This window comes from Micromonospora avicenniae, assembly GCF_900156065.1.
Taxonomy (GTDB): Bacteria; Actinomycetota; Actinomycetes; order Mycobacteriales; family Micromonosporaceae; genus Micromonospora; species Micromonospora avicenniae.
Genome location: NZ_FTNF01000041.1, coordinates 1 through 21,698, shown reverse-complemented (window position 1 = coordinate 21,698; position 21,698 = coordinate 1). Strand labels below are relative to the sequence as shown.

Genomic DNA, 21,698 nt, shown 5'->3' with positions numbered 1-21,698 from the left:
CCCAGCCGGCTCTTCGGAGAAGTCACTTCCCGGACCCGCCGAGACCCAGGATAGAACCCTCCTCCCGGCGGTGTCTTGACACAGAGGGGAGCCATGTCCGGACGTTCGCGGGCCCGGCGCCATTCGGCTACATCGTGGGGGTTACTGGAACCGGTGTCATGACCTTGGATCAGTCCTGTGCCGCTCACCGCCACCGGCGCCGCTTGCCCCAGACACCCACCGCGGACATCTGAATCGGGTACGCGAGGTGCAGCACGCTGACGCAAGAGTTGCAGTCGCAACTGGACGCACTCACCGTGCACGGCAACCCGCGAGACAAGGTGTTCTCCGAAAGATCGGCACCCAGGTCCGGATGCGGCCGCAGTTCGAGCAGGCACTGGCCCCGGCCCGGCAGATCGAGGCTCCTGCCCGCACCCGCCGGGGTCGGCTCCCTCGACGCGCCTCAGCCCCTCAACACCTCAGCCCGCCTCGACGATCATGCCGGCACCGACCGTACGGTTGGTCGTCTCGTCGATGATGACGAACCCGCCGGTGGTGCGGTTGCGGCGGTACTCGTCGGCCAGCAGCGGCACCGTCGTACGCAGCCGGACCCGACCGATCTCGTTGAGCCGCAGTTCACCCACCGACTCGTCCCGGTGCAGCGAGTTGATGTCGAGCCGGTAGTGCAGACCCCGCACGATCGCCCGGGCCGACCGGGTGGTGTGCTTGATCGCGTACTTGCCGCCGACCTGCAACGGGCGGCTCTCGTCCATCCAGCAGACCATCGCCTCGATGTCCTGCGCCACCGCCGGGGCGTTGTTCGGGCGGCAGATCATGTCGCCTCGGGAGATGTCGATCTCGTCGGTCAACCGTACGGTGACCGACATCGGCGGAAACGCCTCCGCGACCGGCCCGTCGGCGGTCTCCACCGACGCGATCCGGCTGGTGAAACCCGACGGCAGCACCATCACCTCGTCACCCGCCTTGAGCACACCCGAGGCGACCTGGCCGGCGTAACCGCGGTAGTCGGTGACGGTCGTCGACTGCGGACGGATGACGTACTGCACCGGGAACCGCACGTCGACCAGGTTGCGGTCGCTGGCGATGTGCACCCGCTCCAGGTGGTGCAGCAGCGCCGGGCCCTCGTACCAGGGCATGTTCGGCGACCGGCTGGCGATGTTGTCGCCCTTCAGCGCGGAGACCGGCACCACCGTCAGGTCGGGCACGTCGAGCTTCGCGGCGAACGCGGTGAACTCGTCGGCGATCCGCTCGAAGACGTCCTGGGAGAAGTCGACCAGGTCCATCTTGTTGACGCAGAGCACCAGATGCGGCACCCGCAGCAGGGAGCAGAGGAAGGCGTGCCGGCGGGACTGTTCGACCAGGCCCTTACGGGCGTCGACCAGGATCAGCGCCAGGTCCGCGGTGGACGCCCCGGTGACCATGTTCCGGGTGTACTGGATGTGCCCCGGGGTGTCGGCGATGATGAACTTGCGCCGCGGCGTGGCGAAGTACCGGTACGCCACGTCGATGGTGATGCCCTGCTCCCGCTCGGCCCGCAGACCGTCGGTGAGCAGCGCCAGGTTCGTGTACTCGTCGCCGCGCGCCGCACTGACCGCCTCCACCGCGGCCAGTTGGTCGGTGAAGAGCGACTTCGTGTCGTAGAGCAGCCGGCCGATCAGCGTCGACTTGCCGTCGTCCACGCTGCCCGCGGTGGCGAAGCGCAGCAGGTCCATGCGACGAGTGGTGGACTCGGCGTCCGCGCCGGTAGACACGGCGGTCTCGACGGTCATCAGAAGTAGCCCTCCCGCTTGCGGTCCTCCATGGCGGCCTCGCTGACCCGGTCGTCACCCCGGGTGGCGCCGCGCTCGGTGATCCGGGTCGCCGCCACCTCCTCGATGACCTTCTCCACCGTGTCCGCGTCCGAGCGCACCGCCGCCGTGCAGGACGCGTCGCCCACCGTGCGGTAACGCACCCGCTCCTTGAACAGCTCCTCGCCCGCCCGCGGGCGGATGAACTCGTTGACGGCGTAGAGCATCCCGTCGCGCTCGATCACCTCGCGCTCGTGCGCGTAGTAGATCGACGGGAGCGCGATCCGCTCCCGGGCGATGTAGTGCCACACGTCCAGCTCGGTCCAGTTGGACAGCGGGAAGACCCGGATCGACTCGCCCGGGTGGTGCCGGCCGTTGTAGAGCGCCCACAGCTCCGGACGCTGGTTCTTCGGATCCCACTGGCCGAACTCGTCGCGGAAGCTGAACACCCGTTCCTTCGCGCGGGCCTTCTCCTCGTCGCGCCGAGCACCGCCGAAGAGCGCGTCGAAGCGGTGCTCCTCCACCGCCTCCAGCAGGACCGGGGTCTGGATCCGGTTGCGCATCCCGTCGGGAGACTCGCGGACCAGACCGCGCGCCAACGCGTCCGGCACGCTCGCCACCACCAGGTGCAGGCCGATCTCCGCCACCTGCCGGTCGCGGTACTCCAGGACCTCCGGGAAGTTGTGCCCGGTATCCACGTGCATCACGGGGAAGGGCACGTTCGCCGGGGCGAACGCCTTCTGCGCCAACCGCAGCATGACGATCGAATCCTTGCCGCCGGAGAAGAGCAGCACCGGTCGCTCCATCTCGGCGACCACCTCGCGCATAACGAAGATGCTCTCCGCTTCCAACGCGTCGAGGTGCGAGACCTGGTAGGCGGGGGCGCTCATGGCCCGGGCTCGATTCGCTCGCTCATCCGAATTCCAGACCTTTCCGGTCGGGGAAGTCAAGAACTGGGCACAGGCTACCCGGAATGCCTCCGCAGCGCCGCTAGCAACCGAGGGGCGAGATCCCGACGGCAGACCAGCAGGTCGGGCAGGCGTGGGTCCGCCTCGTTGTACTTCAGCGCCGAACCGTCGATCCGGGAAGCGTGTAGTCCGGTGGCCGTCGCCACGGCCACCGGCGCCGCCGAATCCCACTCGTACTGGCCACCCGCGTGGATGTACGCGTCCACCTCACCGGTCACCACCGCGGCGATCTTCGCACCGGCCGAACCCATCGGTACGAGGTGCGCGCCCACGTCGTCGGCCAGGTCGGTGAGGAACACCGGCGGGCGACTCCGGCTCGCCGCCAACCGGATCATCCGGCTACCGGCCGCCGCCGCCTCCAGCGCCATCGGCGGGTACGCCGGCGGATAGTCCGTGGCCAGCACCCGCTGCTGCCCGGGCAACCCGACCGCGCCGGCGACCAGCCCGTGCGGGCTCGGCGCCCCACGCGACCAGAGCGCCACGTGCACCGCCCAGTCGGACCGGCCCTCCTCGGCGAACTCACGCGTGCCGTCCAGCGGGTCGACGATCCACACCCGGTCCGCCGTCCGCCGGGAAACCCCCTCGGGGTCCATCTCCGCCGCCCAGGCCAACCGGGAACCCTCGTCCTCCTCGGAGAGCACCGCGTCACCCGGACGCCACTTCGCCAACTCGGTGCGGATCAGATCGTGCGAGACCTTGTCCCCCGCCGACTTCAACCCGCCCGGGTCGGCGAAACCCAGCTCCGCGCGCAACCCCAACAGCGCCTGACCCGCCCGGGCCACCAGCCACCTGGCGAACGCCCCGTCGATCGTCGGAGGAGTGCCCATGGTCCGCTCCCGTCGCCTCGCCACGGCCCGGTTCGTCCCGTGCGACCCGCGCCGCCGGTCGCCACACATCGAAAGGCGCAGACTACCGGCCCGCGGCCCCCGAACGGGTACGCCCCGCCCGCGTCAGGCGCCGTGGTAGAGGTTCTGCGTCGGCTCCACGCCACGGGTCATGACCGACTCCACCACGTCAGCGGCCCGATCGACCAGGAACTCGAGCTCCTTACGCTCGACCGCGCTGAAATCCGACAGTACGAAGTCGGCCGGGTCCTGCCGCCCCGGCGGCCGCCCGATGCCGAACCGGACCCGCACGTAGTCCTTCGTGCCCAGCGACTTCGTCATCGAGCGCAACCCGTTGTGGCCGCCCTCGCCACCGCCGACCTTCACCCGCAGCTGCCCGTAGCCGATGTCCAGCTCGTCGTGCACCGCGACGACCTGCCCCGGCACCACCTTGTAGAACTGCGACAGCGCGGCCACCGGCCCGCCGGACAGGTTCATGTAGGTCAACGGCTTCACCAGCACCAGCCGGGGACCGCCGAAACCCAGCCGGCCCTCCGCGACCTCCGCCACGGCCCGCCGGTGCCGGCCGAACTTCGCACCCACCCGCTGCGCGAGCAGATCCGCCACCATGAAACCGACGTTGTGCCGGTTGCCGGCGTACTCCCGGCCCGGGTTGCCCAGGCCGACCACCAGCCACGGCCCCGCCTCGTCCGTCACGACCCACCCTTCCCACGTGCCACTCGACCGGACCCCGATACGCCGACAGGCGCCCCCGAACGCGGGGACGCCTGTCGCACGTTTGAACCGACCGGATCAGGCCTCGGTACGCGCCTCGGCGTTCTCCTCGCCCTCGGCAGCCGGAGCCGCGTCGGCACCCTCGGAGGACTCGGTGACCTCGCCGACCTCGGCCTCGGCCTCCTCGGTGGCCTCCTCGACCTCGGGCAGCGTCGCCTCGAGCTGCTCCGCCGTCGGGGCGGCGGTCACCGTGGCGACCGGCAGCTCCGGGTCGGCGGCCAGCTCGACACCCGCCGGCAGCGTCACGTCGGCCGCGGTGACCTGCACACCGGCCTCGGCACCCTCGATCGACGCCTCCAGGTGATCCGGCACCCGGGTGGCGTCGGCGGTCACCGACAGGGTGTCGTGGTCGTGCACGATCAGCGTGTCCTTCGCGGCCTCGCCGGTCAGCTCGACCGGGACCTCGACGGTGACCTTCTCGCCCCGCCGGACCAGCAGCAGGTCGACGTGCTCGAAGGTGTCCTTGATCGGGTCACGCTGGATCGCCTTCGGCAGCGCCAGCACCTGGGTGCCATCGCTCACCTCGATGGCGAACAGCTGGTTCGCACCACCCTTGCGGATCGCGGCCGCGAACTCACGGGACGGCAGCGCGATGTGCTTCGGCTTCTCGCCGTGGCCGTACAGCACGGCGGGCACCTTGCCGGCCCGGCGGGTACGACGGGCACCACCCTTGCCGAACTCGGTACGGGGCTCGGCGCTGATCTTTACCTCGGACACGGGGAAACTCCTGATGCTTTCGCTGCGGCGGCTTGTCGTCTGGCGGTGCTGGGGCGAGGGGCTCGCTGGGGCTCATGCGTCATGAACGACTGCCCGGAGCACCGCGTCGATGACGGTGCCTCCGTGCGGTGCTTCCTCAGCGGCCCGCCGGGCACCCTCGCCGTGGCAACCGCACCAGTCTACCCGAGAGAATTCCCGGCTCTCCGCCAGTCCCCATATCACCGCCGGCGTCGACTCGCAGGCCAACTCCGCCGTCACCGGCGGCCGCCCACGACGGCCGCCGGACAGGCGACAGCGGCCTAGCTCAGGCCGCCGAAGAGCGTGGTCACCGAACCGTCGTCGAAGACCTCGCGGATCGCCCGGGCGAGCAACGGAGCGATCGACAGCACGGCAATCTTGTCGAGCTGCTTCTCCGGCGGCAACGGCAGCGTGTTGGTCACCACGACCTCGCTGATCGGGCTGTTCTTCAAGCGCTCCGTCGCCGGGTCGCTGAGCAACGCGTGGGTCGACGCGACGATCACGTCGGCGGCACCGGACTCCTTCAGGATGTCCGCCGCGCGGCAGATCGTGCCACCCGTGTCGATCATGTCGTCCACGATCAGGCAGACGCGACCTTCGACGTCACCGACGACCCGGTTCGCCACCACCTGGTTCGGCTTCAACGGATCGCGGGTCTTGTGGATGAACGCCAGCGGGCACCCACCCAGCCGGTCCGTCCAGCGCTCGGCCACTCGCACCCGGCCCGAGTCCGGCGCGACCACCGTCAGCGGCCGGCCCGCGTACTGGCGCTCGACGTACTCGGCCAGCACGTCCATGGCGAAGAGGTGATCGACCGGCCCGTCGAAGAAACCCTGGATCTGCGCGGTGTGCAGATCCACGGTGAGGATCCGGTTCGCGCCCGCGGTCTTCAGCAGGTCGGCGATGAGCCGGGCCGAGATCGGCTCCCGACCCCGGTGCTTCTTGTCCTGCCGCGAGTACGGATAAAACGGCAGGACGACGGTGATCCGCTTGGCCGAACCGCGCTTCAACGCGTCGATCATGATCAGGGTCTCCATGACCCAGGTGTTCACACCGTGCGTGACGGACTGCACCACGAAGGCGTCCGAACCACGCACCGAATCCCTGTACCGCACGAAGATCTCGCCGTTGGCGAAATCGTACGCATCGGTAGGCGTCGGCGCGACGCCGAGCACCTCCCCGATCTCCTTGGCCAGCTCCGGAAAGCCACGTCCGGTGAAGAGCATCAGGCTCTTGCGGTTTTCGGCGACGATGCTGCCCATGGGCCCGTCTGCTCCCGTTGGTCGGTGGTGCCCGGCGCGCGGTGGTGGTGGGCCGGGGACTAGTCGGTTGCAGTATCTCCCTCGGGTGATTCCCCGCCCAGGGCCCGGCCATCCCCGTGGATTGCCTCACCTTCGCTTGCCGCCGCGGTTCCCGGCGACGCACCCTCCGCGGCACGCAGCGCCCGCTCGGCCGCCGCCGCGGACACCGTGCCGGGCCGCTTGCGGGCCACCCAGCCCTCGATCTCGCGCTGCGGCGCCCGGGTCACACCCAACGCGCCCGGCGGCACGTCCTTGCTGATCGCACTGCCCGCCGCGATGTACGCACCGGCCCCCACCTCGACCGGCGCGATCAGGCTGGTGTCGCAGCCGACGAACGCCCCCTCACCGACGATCGTCCGGTTCTTGTTCACCCCGTCGTAGTTCACGAAGATCGTCGCCGCGCCGATGTTCGCCTTCGCCCCGATCGTCGCGTCACCCACGTACGACAGGTGCGGCACCTTCGCGCCCGGCCCCACCTCGGAGTTCTTCACCTCGACGAACGTCCCGACCTTCGACTTCTCCGCCAGCCGCGCGTCCGGGCGCAGGTACGCGTACGGACCGACGCTCGCGCCCGGGCCGACCTCCGCGCCCACCGCGTGGCTGCGCAGCACCGTCGCTCCCTCGCCCACCACCGTGTCGATCAGCGTCACGTCCGGGCCGACCACGGCGCCGGAGCCCACCACGGTGGCACCGCGCAACTGCGTGTTCTGGTCGACCACGGCGTCCCGGTCCAGCGCCACTGTCACGTCGATCCAGGTGGTCTCCGGGTCGAGCAGGCTCACCCCGGTACGCATCCAACCCTCGTTGATCCGGTCACGCAGCAGCCGGCGCAGTCCCGCCAGCTCGACCCGGTCGTTGCAGCCCAACGTCTCCGTATGATCCGACGCGACGTGCACGGCCACCGGCTCACCCGCCGAGTTGAGCAGACCGAAGACGTCGGTCAGGTACTCCTCGCCCTGGTCGTTGTCCGTCGACAGCTTGCCCAGCGCGTCCCGCAGCCGCACCACGTCGAACGCGTAGCTGCCGGCGTTGATCTCCCGGATCGCGCGCTGCGCCGCGGTGGCGTCCCGCTCCTCGACGATCTGCTCCAGCCGGCCGTCGGCGGACCGTACGATCCGGCCCAGCCCGGTGGGGTCGGGCACCTCGGCGGCGAGCACCGTGGCCGCGGCTCCCTCACCCTCGTGCGCCTGCACCAGCGCGCTCACCGTCTCCGGACGAAGCAGCGGCACATCTCCGTTGATCACGACGACGGTGCCGGTGGCGTCCGGTACGGCCTCCAGCGCGATCCGCACCGCGTGACCGGTGCCGAGCTGCTCGGCCTGGAGCACCGGAACGACGTCCGGCGCGATCTCGGCGAGGTGCCCGCGGACCTGGTCGGCGCCGTGCCCGACCACCACTACGGTCCGGTCCGCGCCGAGCGGCGCAGCCGCGCTCAACACGTGGCCGAGCAGCGTACGACCGAGCAGCGGGTGCAGCACTTTCGGCAGCGCCGATTTCATCCGCTTGCCCTCACCGGCGGCGAGCACGACGACGGTGCGATGGTGGGGCTGGGACACGACCTGGCTCCCGTCGGGACGACGACACTTCCGCGGTCATGCTAACCAGACATCAACGGCCGACGAGCAGAAGCTCCCGGGAGAGGATTCGAACCCCTACAATCAGGACCAAAACCTGACGTCCTGCCATTAGACGACCCGGGACGGTCAAAACAGTCAAAGCAAGCAGCTGCCGACCCCTACACCTTAGCGTCCCGGCGGCGGCACGCCATCGCCCATTCCTTTCATGATCCCTTCTATCTTCCAGTACAGCCGGCTCGACCTGGCCACCTCGACGGCGAGGCGACCTCGGTAGCCGTCGCCGGTGTTCCGCCGATTCGTTGCCGGCCGATGCCGCTTGAGCACTGTGGGCTGGAAATCCTCCGTCGATACGCCGACCAGAGCCGCCCACCAGAGCACGGCCTCCGGCACGTCGGCGGTCTCGTGGATGCTGACCCGAAACCGCAGGTCCGCGCGTGGCACGCCCATCGCCGCCACGAAGCGGAGAAACAGCGTGATCAGCGCGGGGTCGCTGTTGACGAACCTGACCCGGCAGTCGTTGGGACGCCACGGCTTCGCCTTCGTGCCCTCGGCCCAGTAGATCGCCGCACCGACGAGGACCAGTTCGCGGTAGCGAAGTTGCTTCACCCAGCCTGCGGTCGCCGCGACGGTGTCCGCCCGAGCCGCGTCCCGCGCTGCTCGATGACCCGCCCACTGCGCGTCGGTCATCACCTTCGAGTGAGCCCGACGCCGGGCTCGGGACTCCTCGTCGTCAGGCAGGGGTATGTGTCCGATCCAGCGGTAGGCGGTCGACTTCGCCACCCCCAGCCGTTGCGCGATCGCGGGCACCGAGCAGCCCTGGGATCGCAGGTGCACGGCCTGCGCGTACAGGTCGTCCTCGTGCCGGGGATCGGTCATGGGCCGACGCTACGCCGGCGGTACGACGAAAGCGGTTCGCGAACTTCCCCGCTTCCCCGTGCGATCTACGGTTCCGTAAGTTACGGTGACGTAGGCGTAGCTTGTGATTTCCCCTACTCCCCTGCGAGGTGCCATGTCGACCGCCCTGCTCGAACCGAAAGCGTCCGGACCGAAGCCACTTACCCAGGGCACGCAGTCGCCCGGCATCCTCGTCGCTCTCTGGCTGTTCGTGGTGATCCCCTTCGTGGCGCTGGTCGCCGCGGTGCCGATGGCCTGGGGTGGCTGGTTGAGCTGGACCGACCTCGGCATCGCCGCGTTCTGGTACGTGCTCTCCGGGCTCGGTGTGACAGTCGGCTACCACCGCTACTTCACCCACGGTTCGTTCAAGGCGCGGCGCGGGTTGCGCGTGGCGCTGGCGGTCTCCGGCTCTCTCGCGGTGCAGGGCGAGATCATCCAGTGGGTGGCCGACCACCGCCGCCACCACGCCTTCTCCGACCTCGAAGGCGACCCGCACTCGCCGTGGCGGTTCGGCGAGAGCGTCTGGGGCCTGACCCGCGGCCTCTTCCACGCCCACGTCGGCTGGATGTTCCACCGGGAGCTGTCCAACCGGCAGCGGTTCGCGCCAGATCTGGTCGCCGACAGCGACATCAAGCGCGTCGACAAGCTCTTCCCGCTGATCGTGACCATCTCGGTGCTGGGTCCGGCGCTGATGGGCGGGCTGCTGACCTGGTCGTGGCAGGGCGCGCTGACCGCGCTCTTCTGGGCGGGGCTGGTCCGCATCGCGCTGCTGCACCACGTGACCTGGGCGATCAACTCGGTCTGCCACGTCTACGGCGAGCGCCCCTTCGCGATGCGGCACGGCGACCGGGCGGCGAACTTCTGGCCGCTCGCGATCCTCTCCTTCGGCGAGAGCTGGCACAACCTGCACCACGCGGATCCGACCTGCGCCCGGCACGGCGTCATGCGCGGTCAGCTGGACATCTCGGCCCGGGTCATCTGGTTCCTCGAGAAGTTCGGCGCGGCGTACGACGTCCGCTGGCCGAAGCCGGAACGCCTGGCAGCGAAGCTGGTATCGCCGTCGGCGGGATGATCCGGGAGTTGAGCTCGCGCGTTACCTGGCAGTATTGCCCGGTGACAGAACGAAGCGGGGGGAATGCCGCGCGGCACGGCGACAGGGGGGCCGGGCACACGGCGGGTACGGTCGGGCGGCGCGCGAGCGCCCTCCGGCCGTACGTCAGTGAGGCGGCGAAGTGAGCGGTTACGGCGGAGGCACCATCCCACGGCAGGGCGTCACCGAGCGCCGGCGAGGTGACCAGATGGCGGATGTGTCAAGCAGCGACAGTGGCGTCAATCGACAACGGCCGGTGGCAGGAGCCGGCGGCAAGCCTTCTTCGCGGGTGCGCATGTCGGCGGCTCAGCGCCGGGAGCAGCTGATCTCGATCGGGCGGCAACTCTTCGCCGAGCGCGGCTTCGACGCGACCTCGGTGGAGGAGGTGGCGGCTCGGGCGAAGGTCTCGAAGCCGGTGGTGTACGAGCACTTCGGTGGCAAGGAGGGGCTCTACGCGGTCGTGGTGGACCGGGAGGTCCGCGCGCTGCTGGACCGGATCACCACGGCGTTGACCGCCGGCCATCCGAGGGAGTTGCTGGAGCAGGCGGCGATGGCGCTGCTCAGCTACATCGAGGAGGAGACGAGCGGGTTCCGGGTGCTGGTCCGCGAGTCGCCGTTGATGGCGGCGACGGGCAACTTCAGCAGTGTGCTCAACGACGTGGCCCATCAGGTCGAGCACATCCTGGGCGCCGAGTACAAGAGCCGGGGGTACGACCCGAAGCTGGCCGAGCTCTACTCGCAGGCGCTGGTCGGCATGGTCGCGTTGACCGGCCGCTGGTGGCTGGAGGTCCGCAAGCCGCGGAAGGAGACGGTCGCCGCGCACCTGGTGAACCTCGCCTGGAACGGCTTGTCGCATCTGGAGGCGAAGCCGACGTTGATCTCCTCTCGCAACCGCTGAGCGCGGCCGATCCGTCCGGCACCGCATCCGGTCAGGGCGTGTTCGCCTCGGAGATCTGCTTGTCCCGGCTGCGTCGCTCCGCCTCGGCGAGCTCGGGTGGGCCGACCTTGTCGTACAGGCCGGTGCCGAGCAGCACCAGACCGAAGATCATCGACACGATCACCGTCGACATCGAGAAGTTCAGGAAGTTCGCCTCGGTCTGCAGCAGCGACATCATGAGGATGCTGGTGACCAGGAAGACGATGCCGGCGGTCAGGTTCATGTAATGGCCGAGGTTGGTGCGGCGGGAGGCGCCGATGATCAGGAAGGCGCCGAAGATCACCGAGGCGATGGAGAACGCGAGGTTGGTGCGGAGACCGAGGGCCCAGTTGCTCTCGCGTGCGAAGAGGGACTCGCCGGCGGTCAGCACGACTCCCCACACACCGAACATCAGGATGTAGAGCCCGATGAGCCCGGAGAGAACCCGGTAGATCGGCCGCGCCGGATGGTTCATCGGGAAATGCGCCATGAGCCTCTCCTCCGCCCGAGATGACCGGTTCTCGAAGGATTGTCGCCCGCCGGGCCACTCACTGTCCGGCGAACCGCTCGGCTCAGCGTGAGCACCTGCTCGGACCGAGCCACAAAGAGATGTCCCACTCCTCCGGGCTGAAGGCACCGGATGGAGCGGGACCAGAACGGGTTTCGCCGGAGCCCGACCCGCGGAGGGATCAAGCCTGACCGCCCGGAGCGGGTCGGGCTCCGGCGAAACCAAAAGCGCAAGGACCAGAAGCGCAAGGACCAGAAGCGCAACCAGAGATCAGAGCACCAGGCGGGCCTTCTGCCACGCCTCCTTCTCCTGGTCGGTGCCGACCTTGCCGTACATGCCGACCATCAGCAGCACCATCCCGGCGACCATGAGGACGATGACCGTGCCGATGTTGAAGTTGAAGATGTTCGCGTCGGTCCGGATGAAGGCGAGCCCGCCGAGGCCGACGACCATCAGGACGTACGCCACCCACTGATTGATGACCACGTCGATGTTCCGGCCGAGCGCGGTACCGGCCAGCACGATGATCCCGAACACGATGCTGACCAGCGAGAAGACGAGGTTCGTGCCCTGGCCGAGGACCCGGGTGTCATCCTGGGCGAGGACGTCGTTGCCGGCGGTCGCGATGATGCCGAGCACACCGAAGACCACCAGGTACAGACCGGTCAGCCCGCCGATCGCCCGGTAGATCGGCCGCGCGGGGTGGTTGACGGGGGTGTGGGCCATGTCTGAGTCTCCAACGCCGTTTCGGGTGAGGGTCGGCGACGATTCTCCCGCACGCCGGATTGTGACTCGGCACACGGGGGCCCACCTGCGGTGGCGACCACTGGCCGGCCGCCACCGCCGACGGGTCGAGGTCGCTGGTCAGTCGGCGGGCAGTTGCTCGGCCAGGGCCAGCCAGGACTCCTCGGTCCGTTCCCGTTCGGCCCGCAGGTCCTTGAGCTGGCCGTCCAGTTCAGCGACCTTCGCGTAGTCGGTGGCGTGCTCGGCCAGCTGGCCGAGCAGCGCCGCCTCACGCTGCTCGAGCTTGCTGATCTGCCGTTCCAGCCGGGTGAGCTCCTTGCGCGCCTGCCGCACCTCGGCGGCGGAGAGGCCGGTGCGGGCCGGCGCCTCCGGCGTGGCGGCGGGCACGGCCTCGGTACGGGCGGAGCCGGGTCGGCCGGCCGCCCGGGCCAGGTACTCGTCCACGCCGCCGGGCAGGTGCACCAGCCGGCCGTCGCCGAACATGCCGTACACGACGTCGGTGACCCGCTCGATGAGGTAGCGGTCGTGGCTGGCCACGATCAGCGTCCCCGGCCACGAGTCGAGCAGGTCCTCCAGCCCGGCGAGGGTGTCGGTGTCCAGGTCGTTCGTGGGCTCGTCGAAGAGGAGCACGTTCGGCTCGCCGGCGAGCAGGCGGAGCATCTGCAGGCGGCGACGTTCGCCGCCGGAGAGGTCGCTGACCGGTGTCCAGAGCCGTCGGTCGTCGAAGCCGAAGATCTCGGCGAGCTGGGCGGCGGAGATCTCCCGGTCGCCGAGCTGTACCCGGCGGGCCACCTCCTCGACGGCCTCCAGCACGCGCAGCTGCCCGGGCAGCTCGGCCAGTTCCTGGGAGAGGAAGGCGGGCCGGACGGTGGAGCCCGTGACGAACCGGCCGCCGTCCGGGCGGGTGACACCGGCGAGCATCCGCAGCAAGGTGGTCTTGCCGGCTCCGTTGGCGCCCAGGATGGCCACCCGGTCGCCGGGGCCGACCTGCCAGGTGAGGTCGTGCAGGATCTCCTTGGGGCCGGCGTGCAGGGTGACCTGCTCCAGGTCGTACACCTGCTTGCCGAGCCGGGCGGTCGCGAGCCGTTGCAGCGACATGGTGTCGCGCGGTGGTGGGACGTCGGCGATCAGCGCGTTGGCCGCGTCGATCCGGAACCGCGGCTTGGAGGTTCGGGCGGGCGGGCCGCGGCGCAGCCAGGCGATCTCCTTGCGGAGCAGGTTCTGCCGGCGGGCCTCGGTGGCCGCCGCGACCCGTTCCCGTTCGGCGCGGGCGAGGGTCCAGGCGGCGAAGCCGCCCTCGTACGACCGGACGGTCTGGTCGGCGACCTCCCAGGTGGCGGTGCAGACGGCGTCGAGGAACCAGCGGTCGTGGGTGACGACGACGAGGGCACCCTTGCGGCCGAGCAGGTGCCGGGCCAGCCAGTCGACGCCGCCGACGTCGAGGTGGTTGGTGGGCTCGTCGAGGATCAGCAGGTCGGAGTCGCGGACCAGCAGCGCGGCGAGCGCCACCCGGCGGCGCTCACCGCCGGACATCGGGCCGACCGGCTGGTCGAGGCCGAGGTGGGGCATGCCGAGGCCGTCGAGGATGCCCCGCACCCCGGCGTCGCCGGCCCACTCGTGCTCGGCGCCCATGCTCTCGTCGAGCCACTCGGTGCCGAGCACGACGTCCCGGACGGTGGCGTCGGGGGCGAGGGTGAGGTTCTGTGGCAACCAGGCGACCCGCAGGTCGCGGCGGTGGGTGACGCGGCCGTCGTCCGGCTCCTCGCTGCGGGTGAGCAGCCGGAGCAGCGTCGACTTGCCGGCGCCGTTGAGCCCGACCACGCCGATCCGGTCGGCGTCGTCGAGGCCGAGCGAGACGTCGGTGAGCAGCTGCCCGGCGGCCCCGTAGCCCTTGGACACCCGGTCCAGGTTGAGGATGTTGGCCACGACCTACCTTTCATGATCAAGGCGTCCGGTGCCGGCGAGGCACGGGACGCCTGGCCTTCAAGGGTACGCGGACACCCTCGATCGCGCGGTCGCCGCCCACGCGACGGCGGGCGGTGGTGGCGTCAGATGATGCGGGCGCCGGCCACCGGGCCGTGCGCCACCCGGACCTCGCGGCACACGGCGGCCGCGGTCAGTTCGGCGGCGATCCGCTCGGCGTGCCTGCCGTCCTCGGCGAGGAAGACGCAGGTCGGTCCGGATCCGGAGACGATGCCGGCCAGCGCGCCGGCCGCCTCGCCCGCCTTGAGCGTCTCGGCGAGCGCGGGACGCATCGCGAGGGCGGCGTCCTGGAGGTCGTTGCCGAGCGTGGCGGCGAGCACCCGAGGGTCCCGCTGGCGCAGTGCGCCGAGCAGCGCGTCGGTGCTGCCGAGCGGTTGGCCGGCGGTGCCGGCCTCGCGCAGCCGGTCCAGCTCACGGTAGGCGGCCGGGGTGGAGAGGCCGCCGTCGGCGATGGCGACGACCCAGTGCCAGGAGGTCGGGCGGGCCAGCACCGGGCTGACCGCCTCGCCGCGCCCGGTGCCCAGGGCGGTGCCGCCGTGGATGAGGAACGGTACGTCCGACCCGAGGTCGGCGGCGATGCGTGCCAGTTCGTCGCGGGAGAGCCCGGTGCCCCAGAGCGCGTCGCAGGCGACGAGGGTGGCCGCCGCGTCGGCGCTGCCGCCGGCCAGGCCCCCGGCGAGCGGGATCTGCTTGCGCAGGTGCAGCCTGGCGTGCGGAAGCACCCCGGCGTATCCGGCGAGCGCGTGGGCGGCCCGGATCACCAGGTTGCTGTCGTCCAGGGCCAGTTCGCCGGTGCCCTCTCCCTCCATGGTGAGGGTGAGGGTGTCGCCGCGGCGGGCCGTCAGCTCATCGTAGATGGAGATCGCGTGGTAGACGGTGTTGAGTTCGTGGTAGCCGTCGTGGCGCAGCGGTCCCACGCCGAGGTGCAGGTTGACCTTCGCGGGCACCCGCACCTTCACCGGTCCGCTGGCCCCGCGCCGCTGCTCGTCCTCGTCGTCCGGTCGCCAGGCCTCGGTCACGGGGCGAGGTCCCGCGCACGCAGGCGGATGTCGAACGGCTTGTCCACGATCAGCTCCTCGGCAGCGTCGACGACCGGCTCGTACCGGCCATCGACCAGGTCGTACGCGTACACGTGCAGCGGATCCTGCTCGATCCGCGGGTGGTGCGGGAGGCCGGCGTCGGCGGGCACGGCGCCAGCCTACTGCCCGGCGGGTGCGGCGGCCGGAGCCGACGCGGCGATGGCGGCGAACTGCTCGACGGTGAGCGCCTCGCCGCGCCACCCGGGGTCGACGCCCGCGGCGGTGAGCGCGGCGGCGGCACGGTCGGCGCCCCCGGCCCAGCCGGCGAGGGCGGCACGCAGTGTCTTGCGCCGCTGGGCGAACGCCGCGTCGACCACGGCGAAGACCTTTTCGCGGGCGACGTCGGTGCGGGGAGGTTCGCGACGGGTGAAGGCCACCAGGCCGGAGTCGACGTTCGGCACGGGCCAGAAGACGTTGGGCGGGACCCGGCCGGCGGCGCGGGCCCGGGCGTACCAGGCGAGTTTGACCGACGGGATGCCGTACACCTTGGAACCGGGACCGGCGACCAACCGGTCGGCGACCTCCTTCTGCACCATCACCAGGCCGTGCCGCAGGCCGGGCAGCTCGGCGAGCAGATGCAGCACCACGGGCACGGCGACGTTGTAGGGCAGGTTCGCCACCAGCGTGGTGGGCGCCGGGTCGCCGAGGTCGGCGGCGGTGACGCGCAGCGCGTCCGCGTGGTGCACGGTGAGCCGGGCGGCGTGCGGGCCCGCGTACCGGGCGGCGGTCTCGGGCAGCGCGCCGGCCAGCACCGGGTCGATCTCGACGACGTGCACGTGCGCGGCGACCGGGAGCAGGGCCAGGGTGAGGGAGCCGAGCCCGGGTCCGACCTCCAGCGCCACGTCGTCGGGCGCGAGCCCGGCGGCGGTGACGATCCGCCGCACGGTGTTCGGATCGTGCACGAAGTTCTGCCCGAGCTTCTTCGTCGGGGCCACACCCAGCCGGGCGGCCAGCTCCCGGATCTCCGCCGGGCCGAGGAGACCGCTCATGGCCAGCAGCGTAGGCGGGTCGGCCGGGCCGTCCGGAAGCGGCCCGGCTCAGCCGGGTACCGGTCCACCACAGAGCTCACCACGGGCCGAAGACCCGGTCGCCGGTGGCCGAGATCGCAGCGCAGAGTTCGTCGAGGTCGGCGCCGGTGGACGCGGCGAGCGCCCGGACGGTCAGCGGGATGAGGTATGACGCGTTGGGGCGGCCGCGGTGCGGCGTGGGGGTGAGGTACGGGGCGTCGGTCTCCACCAGGATCTGGTCGATCGGGGTCGACGCGGCGGCCTCGCGCAGCGCTACGGCGCTGGCGAAGGTGACCGTGCCGGCGAAGCTGAGCAGGTAGCCACGGCGTACGCACTCGGCGGCGAACGCGGCGTCGCCGGAGAAGCAGTGCAGCACCACGGTGTCCGGCGCGCCCTCGTCGTCGAGGATGCGCAGTACCTCGGAGTGCGCCTCCCGGTCGTGGATGACGAGCGCCTTGCCGTACCGCTTGGCGATGCCGATGTGCGCCCGGAAGCTCTCCTCCTGGGCGGCACGGCCCTCGTCGCCGGTGCGGAAGAAGTCCATCCCGGTCTCGCCGACGCCCCGCACCCGGTCGTCAGCGGCGAGTGCCTCGATCTCGCGCAGCGCCTCGTCCAGATCGGGCAGGCGGGGGGCGTCGTTGGGGTGCAGCGCCACGGTGGCCACCACCGCCGGATACCGCTGGGCGGTCGCCACCCCCCAGCGGGACGAGGGAACGTCCACTCCGACCTGTACCAGGCGGTCCACCCCGACCCTGCTGGCGACGTCGATGGCCGTACCGACCGGGTCGTCGGAGGGACCGCCACCGGGGACGCCGGCTTCGCTGACCGTTATGTCCAGGTGGGTGTGGCTGTCGAGCACCGGGCGGGGCAGGGGCTCCGGGGCGGGCGGGAACTCACCCGCGCGGCGGGCGGCACGGGCGCGACGGGACTCGGCTGCGTCGATCGGCTGTTCGGTTGGCTGGCTCATCACCCAAAGGATCACACACCGGGCTGGTCCACCCGCCCGCCACCTGCTGTTCACCTCGATTACCGAGGGCGACTCTACGGTCGCCCGGTGAGCGAGCGGAACGCAGCGGAGCACCGGGAACAGCCGCGTGGCGCTCGCGCCGACGCGCGGCGGCGACGCGAGCGGACAGATCACGGGTACCGCGGCACGGTGACGCGATGAGCGTCGCGCCGCAGAACAGCGGCGAGGCCGACGGACGTACCGGGCTGCGGGTCACGTACGGCGGGGGCGTGTACCCGGCGGAGGAGATCGCCCGGGGTGCCGCGTACGAGTTGTTCAGCGCCGACGAGGTGCCCGGGTTCGAGTGGGCGCCCCGGCCCGGTTCGGCCCTACCCTGGCACCGGTTCGTGCACGTCACCGAGGTGGCCGCGGTGCATGGCGCGCCGGAGCCGTCGGAGGAGCCGGAGTCGCCGCTGATGATGCCGGCGCACCGGGAACGGGGCTGGGGCTACGTACACCAGCTCAGTCAGCGGCCGGACGCCGCCGGTGACCCGGTGCTCAGCACGGTGCGCGGGTCGGCGGTGGTCCGGCGGGGTACCCGGATGGTGAAGATGCTCTCCGCCCGGCAACTCGCCGGGTACGCGCGGGGGTGGCTGCCGCACGGCTTCTGCTACCGGGAACACGACGTGGCGCACCTGCGTACGCCGGCCACGGCGATGCTGCTGCGTACCGACGGCGAGGTGGGCCGCGACGGCGTGGACGTGGCGTACGCGTTGCGCTGGCGGGCGGCCGACCCGGGCGACTACGACGTCCCGGTGGGTACGGCGCACCGGGGGTTGACCGCGCTACCGCCCCGGGACCGGTTGGGTCCTCCGGTGCTCGGCACCGGTTTCGTGCCCAGCAGCAGCCAGCTGATCCCCGAGTTCGTCACCCGCGACTTCGCCGACCTGCCGATGCCGGCGAACGCCAGCCTGCTCGCCTACCCCGCCGAGGGGGTCGAGGTGGTGTTGTACACCTACCAGGCGGAGCAGCGGGGTTGGCTGCGGATGGCCGGGCCGCAGTGGCGGCACCTGCTCGCCGCGGTGCCGGGGCTCTCGCCCGACCAGGAGTACCTGCCGGTTGGTGAGGCACCCCGATCCACCCACCTCATCGGGGCGTACGGCGGAACCGAGTACGAGGCGGTCGCCGACCTGCCGGGTGGGTTCCGGGTGCTGGCGATGACCCGGGCCGCCCGGTATCCGGTCGAGGCGGCGGCCCGCCGGCTGCGCATCGGGCAGTGGCGGGGCGTGCCCTGCGTCGTGCTGCGGGAGGAGGCGGATTGGCTTCGGCTTCGGCTGCGCCGGCCGGACCCGGACACGGTGGCGCTCACCGGGGCACAGTGCCACGACCGGGGCGTGTACGAGGTCTGGGCGCCGGGGGCGGAGGTGACGGACGCGCAGGTGGTCGACTTCCCGTACGCGCTGTGAGGTGGCGGGCGGAGGGCCGTCGCCCGCCGTTCCGGACCGGGCATATCGGGGGATCGGACGGGAATGCGCCGGGCGAGGAGAGAACCGAGCCCGACTTCAGGAGAAGAGCATGCCGTTCATCACCGTGGGTACGGAGAACTCCGCGCCCATCGACCTGTACTACGAGGATCACGGCGCCGGCCAGCCGGTCGTGCTGATCCACGGTTTCCCGTTCAACGGGGCGACCTGGGAGAAGCAGGCCGTGCCGCTGCTGAACGCCGGCTACCGGGTCATCACCTACGACCGGCGTGGTTTCGGCAACTCGGCGCAGCCGACCATCGGGTACGACTACAACACCTTCAGCGCCGACCTCGACGTCCTGATGTCCGAGCTGGATCTGCGCAACGTGATCCTGATCGGCCACTCGATGGGCACCGGCGAGGTGACCCGCTACCTCGGCGCGTACGGCTCGCAGCGGGTGAGCAAGGCGATCATGTTGGCGCCGCTGGCGCCGTTTCTTCTGAAGACGGCGGACAACCCGGAGGGCGTCGACAAGAGCCTCTTCGACGGCTTCCAGCAGGCGATCATCCAGGACCGGTTCGCCTTCCTCACCCAGTTCTGCAACAACTTCTTCAACTGGAACGAGAACAAGGGGAAGCTGGTCAGCGAGGAGGCCTACCGGGCGCACTGGGAGATCGGCGCACGGGCCTCGGCCAAGGGCACGTACGACAGCGTGGACGCCTGGCTGACCGACTTCCGGGGTGACCTGCCGCAGATCGACGTACCGGTGCTGATCGTGCAGGGCGACAAGGACAACGTGCTCCCGTTCGCCGCGACCGGCCAGCGGTTGCAGGCGATGCTCGCCGGCAGCCAGCTGATCACGCTGAAGGGTGCCCCGCACGGCATCCCGTGGACGAACGCCGACGAGGTCAACAAGGCGATCATGAACTTCATCGGGGCGCCGGCGATGAGCCGCGCCTGATGCCGTCCGCGGCCGCGCCTGGTGCGGGGCGCGGGCCGGGCACGACCGGCTCTCCGGCCGGTCGGATGAGGTGCGGCCCGGGGATGCCCCGGGCCGCACCGCCGGGTCGGGACCCCGCCAGCAGCCTGTCGCCGGTCCGGCAGCCGCCTGCCGCCGGCCCGTTAGGCCCGTCAGGCGCCGAGCCGGGCCAGCTCCTCGTCGACGATCGACGGGTCGAGCTTGCGGAACACCGGCTTCGGCGTCGCGAGCGGCCGGCCGACCTCCAGGGGTACGGACTCCCACCGCGTGCCCTGCGTGTAGTCCCCCGTCAGCACCGGGTACGCCGGCCCGCCGTCGAGGTCCTCCACCTCCACGATCTGCGGCATCGGCGCGTGCACACCGGTGCCGCCGAGCAGCTCGTACACCTTCTGCGCGGAGTGCGGCAGGAACGGGGTGAGCAGCGTGTTGGCGTCGCTGACCACCTGGAGGGCGACGTGCAGGATGGTGCCCATCCGCGGCTTGTCGGCCTCGTCCTTGAGCTTCCACGGCGCCTGCTCGGAGAGGTACTTGTTCGCCTCGGCGACCACCTTCATCGCCTCGCCGATCGCCTGCTTCTGCCGGTGCCGGCCGATCAGGTCACCGACTACCGCGAAGCCGGCGCGGGCGGTGGCGAGCAGCGCCTCGTCGGCCTCGGTGAGACCGGCCGGGTCGATCGGCGGGATCGCGCCGAAGTTCTTCGCCGCCATCGAGATGGAGCGGTTGACCAGGTTGCCCCATCCGGCGACCAGCTCGTCGTTGTTGCGGCGGAGGAACTCCGCCCAGGTGAAGTCGGTGTCGTTGCTCTCCGGGCCGGCGGCCGCGATGAAGTAGCGCAGCGCGTCGGCGTCGTAGCGCTCCAGGAAGTCGCGGACGTAGATGACGACCCGCCGGGACGAGGAGAACTTGCGGCCCTCCATCGTCAGGTACTCGCTGGAGACCACCTCGGTCGGCAGGTTGAGCCGCCCGAGTTCGCCCGGCACGCCGTCGCGCGCCCCCTCGCCGGAGTAGCCGGCGAGCAGCGCGGGCCAGATCACCGAGTGGAAGACGATGTTGTCCTTGCCCATGAAGTAGTACGTCTGGGCGTCCTTGCCCTCCCCGTCGGTGGACCACCAGCGGCGCCACGCCTCCGGGTCGCCGGAGCGGCGGGCCCACTCGATGGAGGCGGAGAGGTAGCCGATGACCGCGTCGAACCACACGTAGATCCGCTTGTCGGACCGGTCCCGCCAGCCGTCGAGCGGAATCGGCACGCCCCATTCGAGGTCCCGGGTGATCGCACGGGGCTGGAGGTCGTCCAGGAGGTTCTTCGAGAACCGCAGCACGTTGGGGCGCCACCCCTCCCGGGTGTCCAGCCACTGCCGGAGCACGTCCGCCAGGGCGGGCAGGTCCAGGAAGAAGTGCTCGGTCTCGACGAACTCCGGCGTCTCCCCGTTGATTTTCGACTTCGGGTTGATCAGGTCGATCGGGTCGAGCTGGTTGCCGCAGTTGTCGCACTGGTCGCCGCGGGCGCTGTCGTAGCCGCAGATCGGGCAGGTGCCCTCGATGTAGCGGTCGGGCAGCGTCCGGCCGGTGGACGGGGAGATCGCGCCCATCGTGGTCTTCGGCACGATGTAGCCGTTGCGGTACATCCCCTCGAACAGCTCCTGCACCACCGCGTAGTGGTTGCCGGTGGTGGTGCGGGTGAACAGGTCGTACGAGAGGCCGAGGCCGTGCAGGTCCTCGACGATCACCCGGTTGTAGCGGTCGGCCAGCTCGCGCGGGGTGACCCCCTCGGCGTCGGCCTGCACCTGGATCGGGGTGCCGTGCTCGTCCGTGCCGGAGACCATGAGCACGTCGTGACCGGCCATCCGCATGTACCGGCTGAAGACGTCGGAGGGAACGCCGAAACCGGAAACGTGGCCGATGTGGCGCGGGCCGTTGGCGTACGGCCAGGCAACCGCCGCGAGAACGTGACTCATGACCAGCAAGCCTAGTGACCCGTACCGGTCACCTGCGAATCAATACACCCCCGTTACCTTTTTGATCGTCCCCAGCCGGGGACCCTCGGTCGCCTGGCCCGGTATGACTTTCTGCCCCTGTCGTTTGGATGATCCGGGGGGTGT

Annotated in this window: 20 protein-coding genes and 1 tRNA gene; 4 read left to right on the top strand and 17 right to left on the bottom strand. The window is 70.8% G+C overall.

What is annotated here, in order from left to right:
- Positions 1–458: 458 nt before the first annotated feature.
- From BXA10_RS29570 to BXA10_RS29530, 9 genes are all read right to left on the bottom strand, one after another.
- Positions 459–1,769 carry a sulfate adenylyltransferase subunit 1 gene (locus tag BXA10_RS29570; RefSeq protein ID WP_076474130.1) on the bottom strand — a complete coding sequence of 437 codons (1,311 nt, stop codon included), beginning with the start codon at positions 1,767–1,769 and terminating at the stop codon, positions 459–461.
- A complete protein-coding gene (cysD, locus tag BXA10_RS29565; RefSeq protein ID WP_076474129.1) occupies positions 1,769–2,677 on the bottom strand; it encodes a sulfate adenylyltransferase subunit CysD in 909 nt (302 codons plus the stop codon). Before cysD ends, BXA10_RS29570 begins: the two co-directional genes overlap by 1 nt.
- A 74-nt stretch (positions 2,678–2,751) precedes the next feature.
- Positions 2,752–3,582, bottom strand: coding sequence for an inositol monophosphatase family protein (locus BXA10_RS29560; protein WP_076474128.1), 831 nt, complete (start codon positions 3,580–3,582; stop codon positions 2,752–2,754).
- Positions 3,583–3,705: 123 nt separating this feature from the next.
- Positions 3,706–4,296 (bottom strand): aminoacyl-tRNA hydrolase, encoded by a 591-nt coding sequence (gene pth, locus BXA10_RS29555; RefSeq protein WP_076474127.1) that lies wholly within the window; start codon positions 4,294–4,296, stop codon positions 3,706–3,708.
- 96 nt (positions 4,297–4,392) lie between these two features.
- Positions 4,393–5,091, bottom strand: coding sequence for a 50S ribosomal protein L25/general stress protein Ctc (locus tag BXA10_RS29550; RefSeq protein WP_076474126.1), 699 nt, complete (start codon positions 5,089–5,091; stop codon positions 4,393–4,395).
- 299 nt (positions 5,092–5,390) lie between these two features.
- Positions 5,391–6,371, bottom strand: coding sequence for a ribose-phosphate diphosphokinase (locus BXA10_RS29545; RefSeq protein WP_076474125.1), 981 nt, complete (start codon positions 6,369–6,371; stop codon positions 5,391–5,393).
- A gap of 59 nt (positions 6,372–6,430) precedes the next feature.
- Positions 6,431–7,966 carry a bifunctional UDP-N-acetylglucosamine diphosphorylase/glucosamine-1-phosphate N-acetyltransferase GlmU gene (glmU, locus tag BXA10_RS29540; RefSeq protein WP_076474124.1) on the bottom strand — a complete coding sequence of 512 codons (1,536 nt, stop codon included), beginning with the start codon at positions 7,964–7,966 and terminating at the stop codon, positions 6,431–6,433.
- A 73-nt stretch (positions 7,967–8,039) separates the two neighbouring features.
- Positions 8,040–8,110 (bottom strand) — tRNA-Gln (locus tag BXA10_RS29535).
- 42 nt (positions 8,111–8,152) lie between these two features.
- A complete protein-coding gene (locus BXA10_RS29530) occupies positions 8,153–8,863 on the bottom strand; it encodes a helix-turn-helix domain-containing protein (protein WP_076474123.1) in 711 nt (236 codons plus the stop codon).
- 133 nt (positions 8,864–8,996) lie between these two features.
- Here BXA10_RS29530 and BXA10_RS29525 point away from each other — a divergent pair, with 133 nt between their 5' ends.
- A complete protein-coding gene (locus BXA10_RS29525; RefSeq protein WP_076474122.1) occupies positions 8,997–9,953 on the top strand; it encodes an acyl-CoA desaturase in 957 nt (318 codons plus the stop codon).
- Positions 9,954–10,179: 226 nt separating this feature from the next.
- A complete protein-coding gene (locus BXA10_RS29520) occupies positions 10,180–10,869 on the top strand; it encodes a TetR/AcrR family transcriptional regulator (protein WP_076474133.1) in 690 nt (229 codons plus the stop codon).
- Between the two features lie 31 nt (positions 10,870–10,900).
- Here the strand turns inward: BXA10_RS29520 and BXA10_RS29515 are convergent, their stop codons facing one another.
- The 7 genes from BXA10_RS29515 to BXA10_RS29490 form a co-directional block, all read right to left on the bottom strand.
- Complete coding sequence (locus BXA10_RS29515; protein WP_076474121.1) at positions 10,901–11,377, bottom strand: DUF4383 domain-containing protein; 477 nt, start codon at positions 11,375–11,377, stop codon at positions 10,901–10,903.
- A gap of 288 nt (positions 11,378–11,665) precedes the next feature.
- Positions 11,666–12,121, bottom strand: a complete 456-nt coding sequence (locus BXA10_RS29510; protein ID WP_076474120.1) for a DUF4383 domain-containing protein — start codon at positions 12,119–12,121, stop codon at positions 11,666–11,668.
- 138 nt (positions 12,122–12,259) lie between these two features.
- Entirely contained in the window at positions 12,260–14,065 is a 1,806-nt protein-coding gene (locus BXA10_RS29505; RefSeq protein WP_076474119.1) for an ABC-F family ATP-binding cassette domain-containing protein, read from the bottom strand.
- A gap of 122 nt (positions 14,066–14,187) precedes the next feature.
- Positions 14,188–15,141 carry a 4-(cytidine 5'-diphospho)-2-C-methyl-D-erythritol kinase gene (locus tag BXA10_RS29500; protein WP_076474118.1) on the bottom strand — a complete coding sequence of 318 codons (954 nt, stop codon included), beginning with the start codon at positions 15,139–15,141 and terminating at the stop codon, positions 14,188–14,190.
- On the bottom strand, positions 15,138–15,311 hold the full coding sequence (locus BXA10_RS31220; protein WP_175649351.1) for a Uma2 family endonuclease: 174 nt from the start codon (positions 15,309–15,311) through the stop codon (positions 15,138–15,140). The genes BXA10_RS29500 and BXA10_RS31220 overlap by 4 nt, the downstream gene beginning before the upstream one ends.
- A 9-nt stretch (positions 15,312–15,320) precedes the next feature.
- The gene (gene rsmA, locus BXA10_RS29495; RefSeq protein ID WP_076474117.1) at positions 15,321–16,190 is read right to left on the bottom strand and encodes a 16S rRNA (adenine(1518)-N(6)/adenine(1519)-N(6))-dimethyltransferase RsmA; all 870 of its coding nucleotides are present in this window, start codon (positions 16,188–16,190) and stop codon (positions 15,321–15,323) included.
- A gap of 76 nt (positions 16,191–16,266) precedes the next feature.
- Positions 16,267–17,175: a TatD family hydrolase gene (locus tag BXA10_RS29490; RefSeq protein ID WP_139338233.1), complete on the bottom strand. Its 909-nt coding sequence runs from the start codon at positions 17,173–17,175 to the stop codon at positions 16,267–16,269.
- A 197-nt stretch (positions 17,176–17,372) separates the two neighbouring features.
- Here BXA10_RS29490 and BXA10_RS29485 point away from each other — a divergent pair, with 197 nt between their 5' ends.
- Both BXA10_RS29485 and BXA10_RS29480 read left to right on the top strand, forming a co-directional pair.
- Complete coding sequence (locus tag BXA10_RS29485; RefSeq protein WP_076474116.1) at positions 17,373–18,620, top strand: hypothetical protein; 1,248 nt, start codon at positions 17,373–17,375, stop codon at positions 18,618–18,620.
- 109 nt (positions 18,621–18,729) lie between these two features.
- The gene (locus BXA10_RS29480) at positions 18,730–19,581 is read left to right on the top strand and encodes an alpha/beta fold hydrolase (RefSeq protein ID WP_076474115.1); all 852 of its coding nucleotides are present in this window, start codon (positions 18,730–18,732) and stop codon (positions 19,579–19,581) included.
- Between the two features lie 170 nt (positions 19,582–19,751).
- On the opposite strand, the gene metG is transcribed toward BXA10_RS29480, so the two are convergent.
- Positions 19,752–21,554, bottom strand: coding sequence for a methionine--tRNA ligase (gene metG / locus BXA10_RS29475; RefSeq protein WP_076474131.1), 1,803 nt, complete (start codon positions 21,552–21,554; stop codon positions 19,752–19,754).
- Positions 21,555–21,698 lie beyond the last annotated feature (144 nt).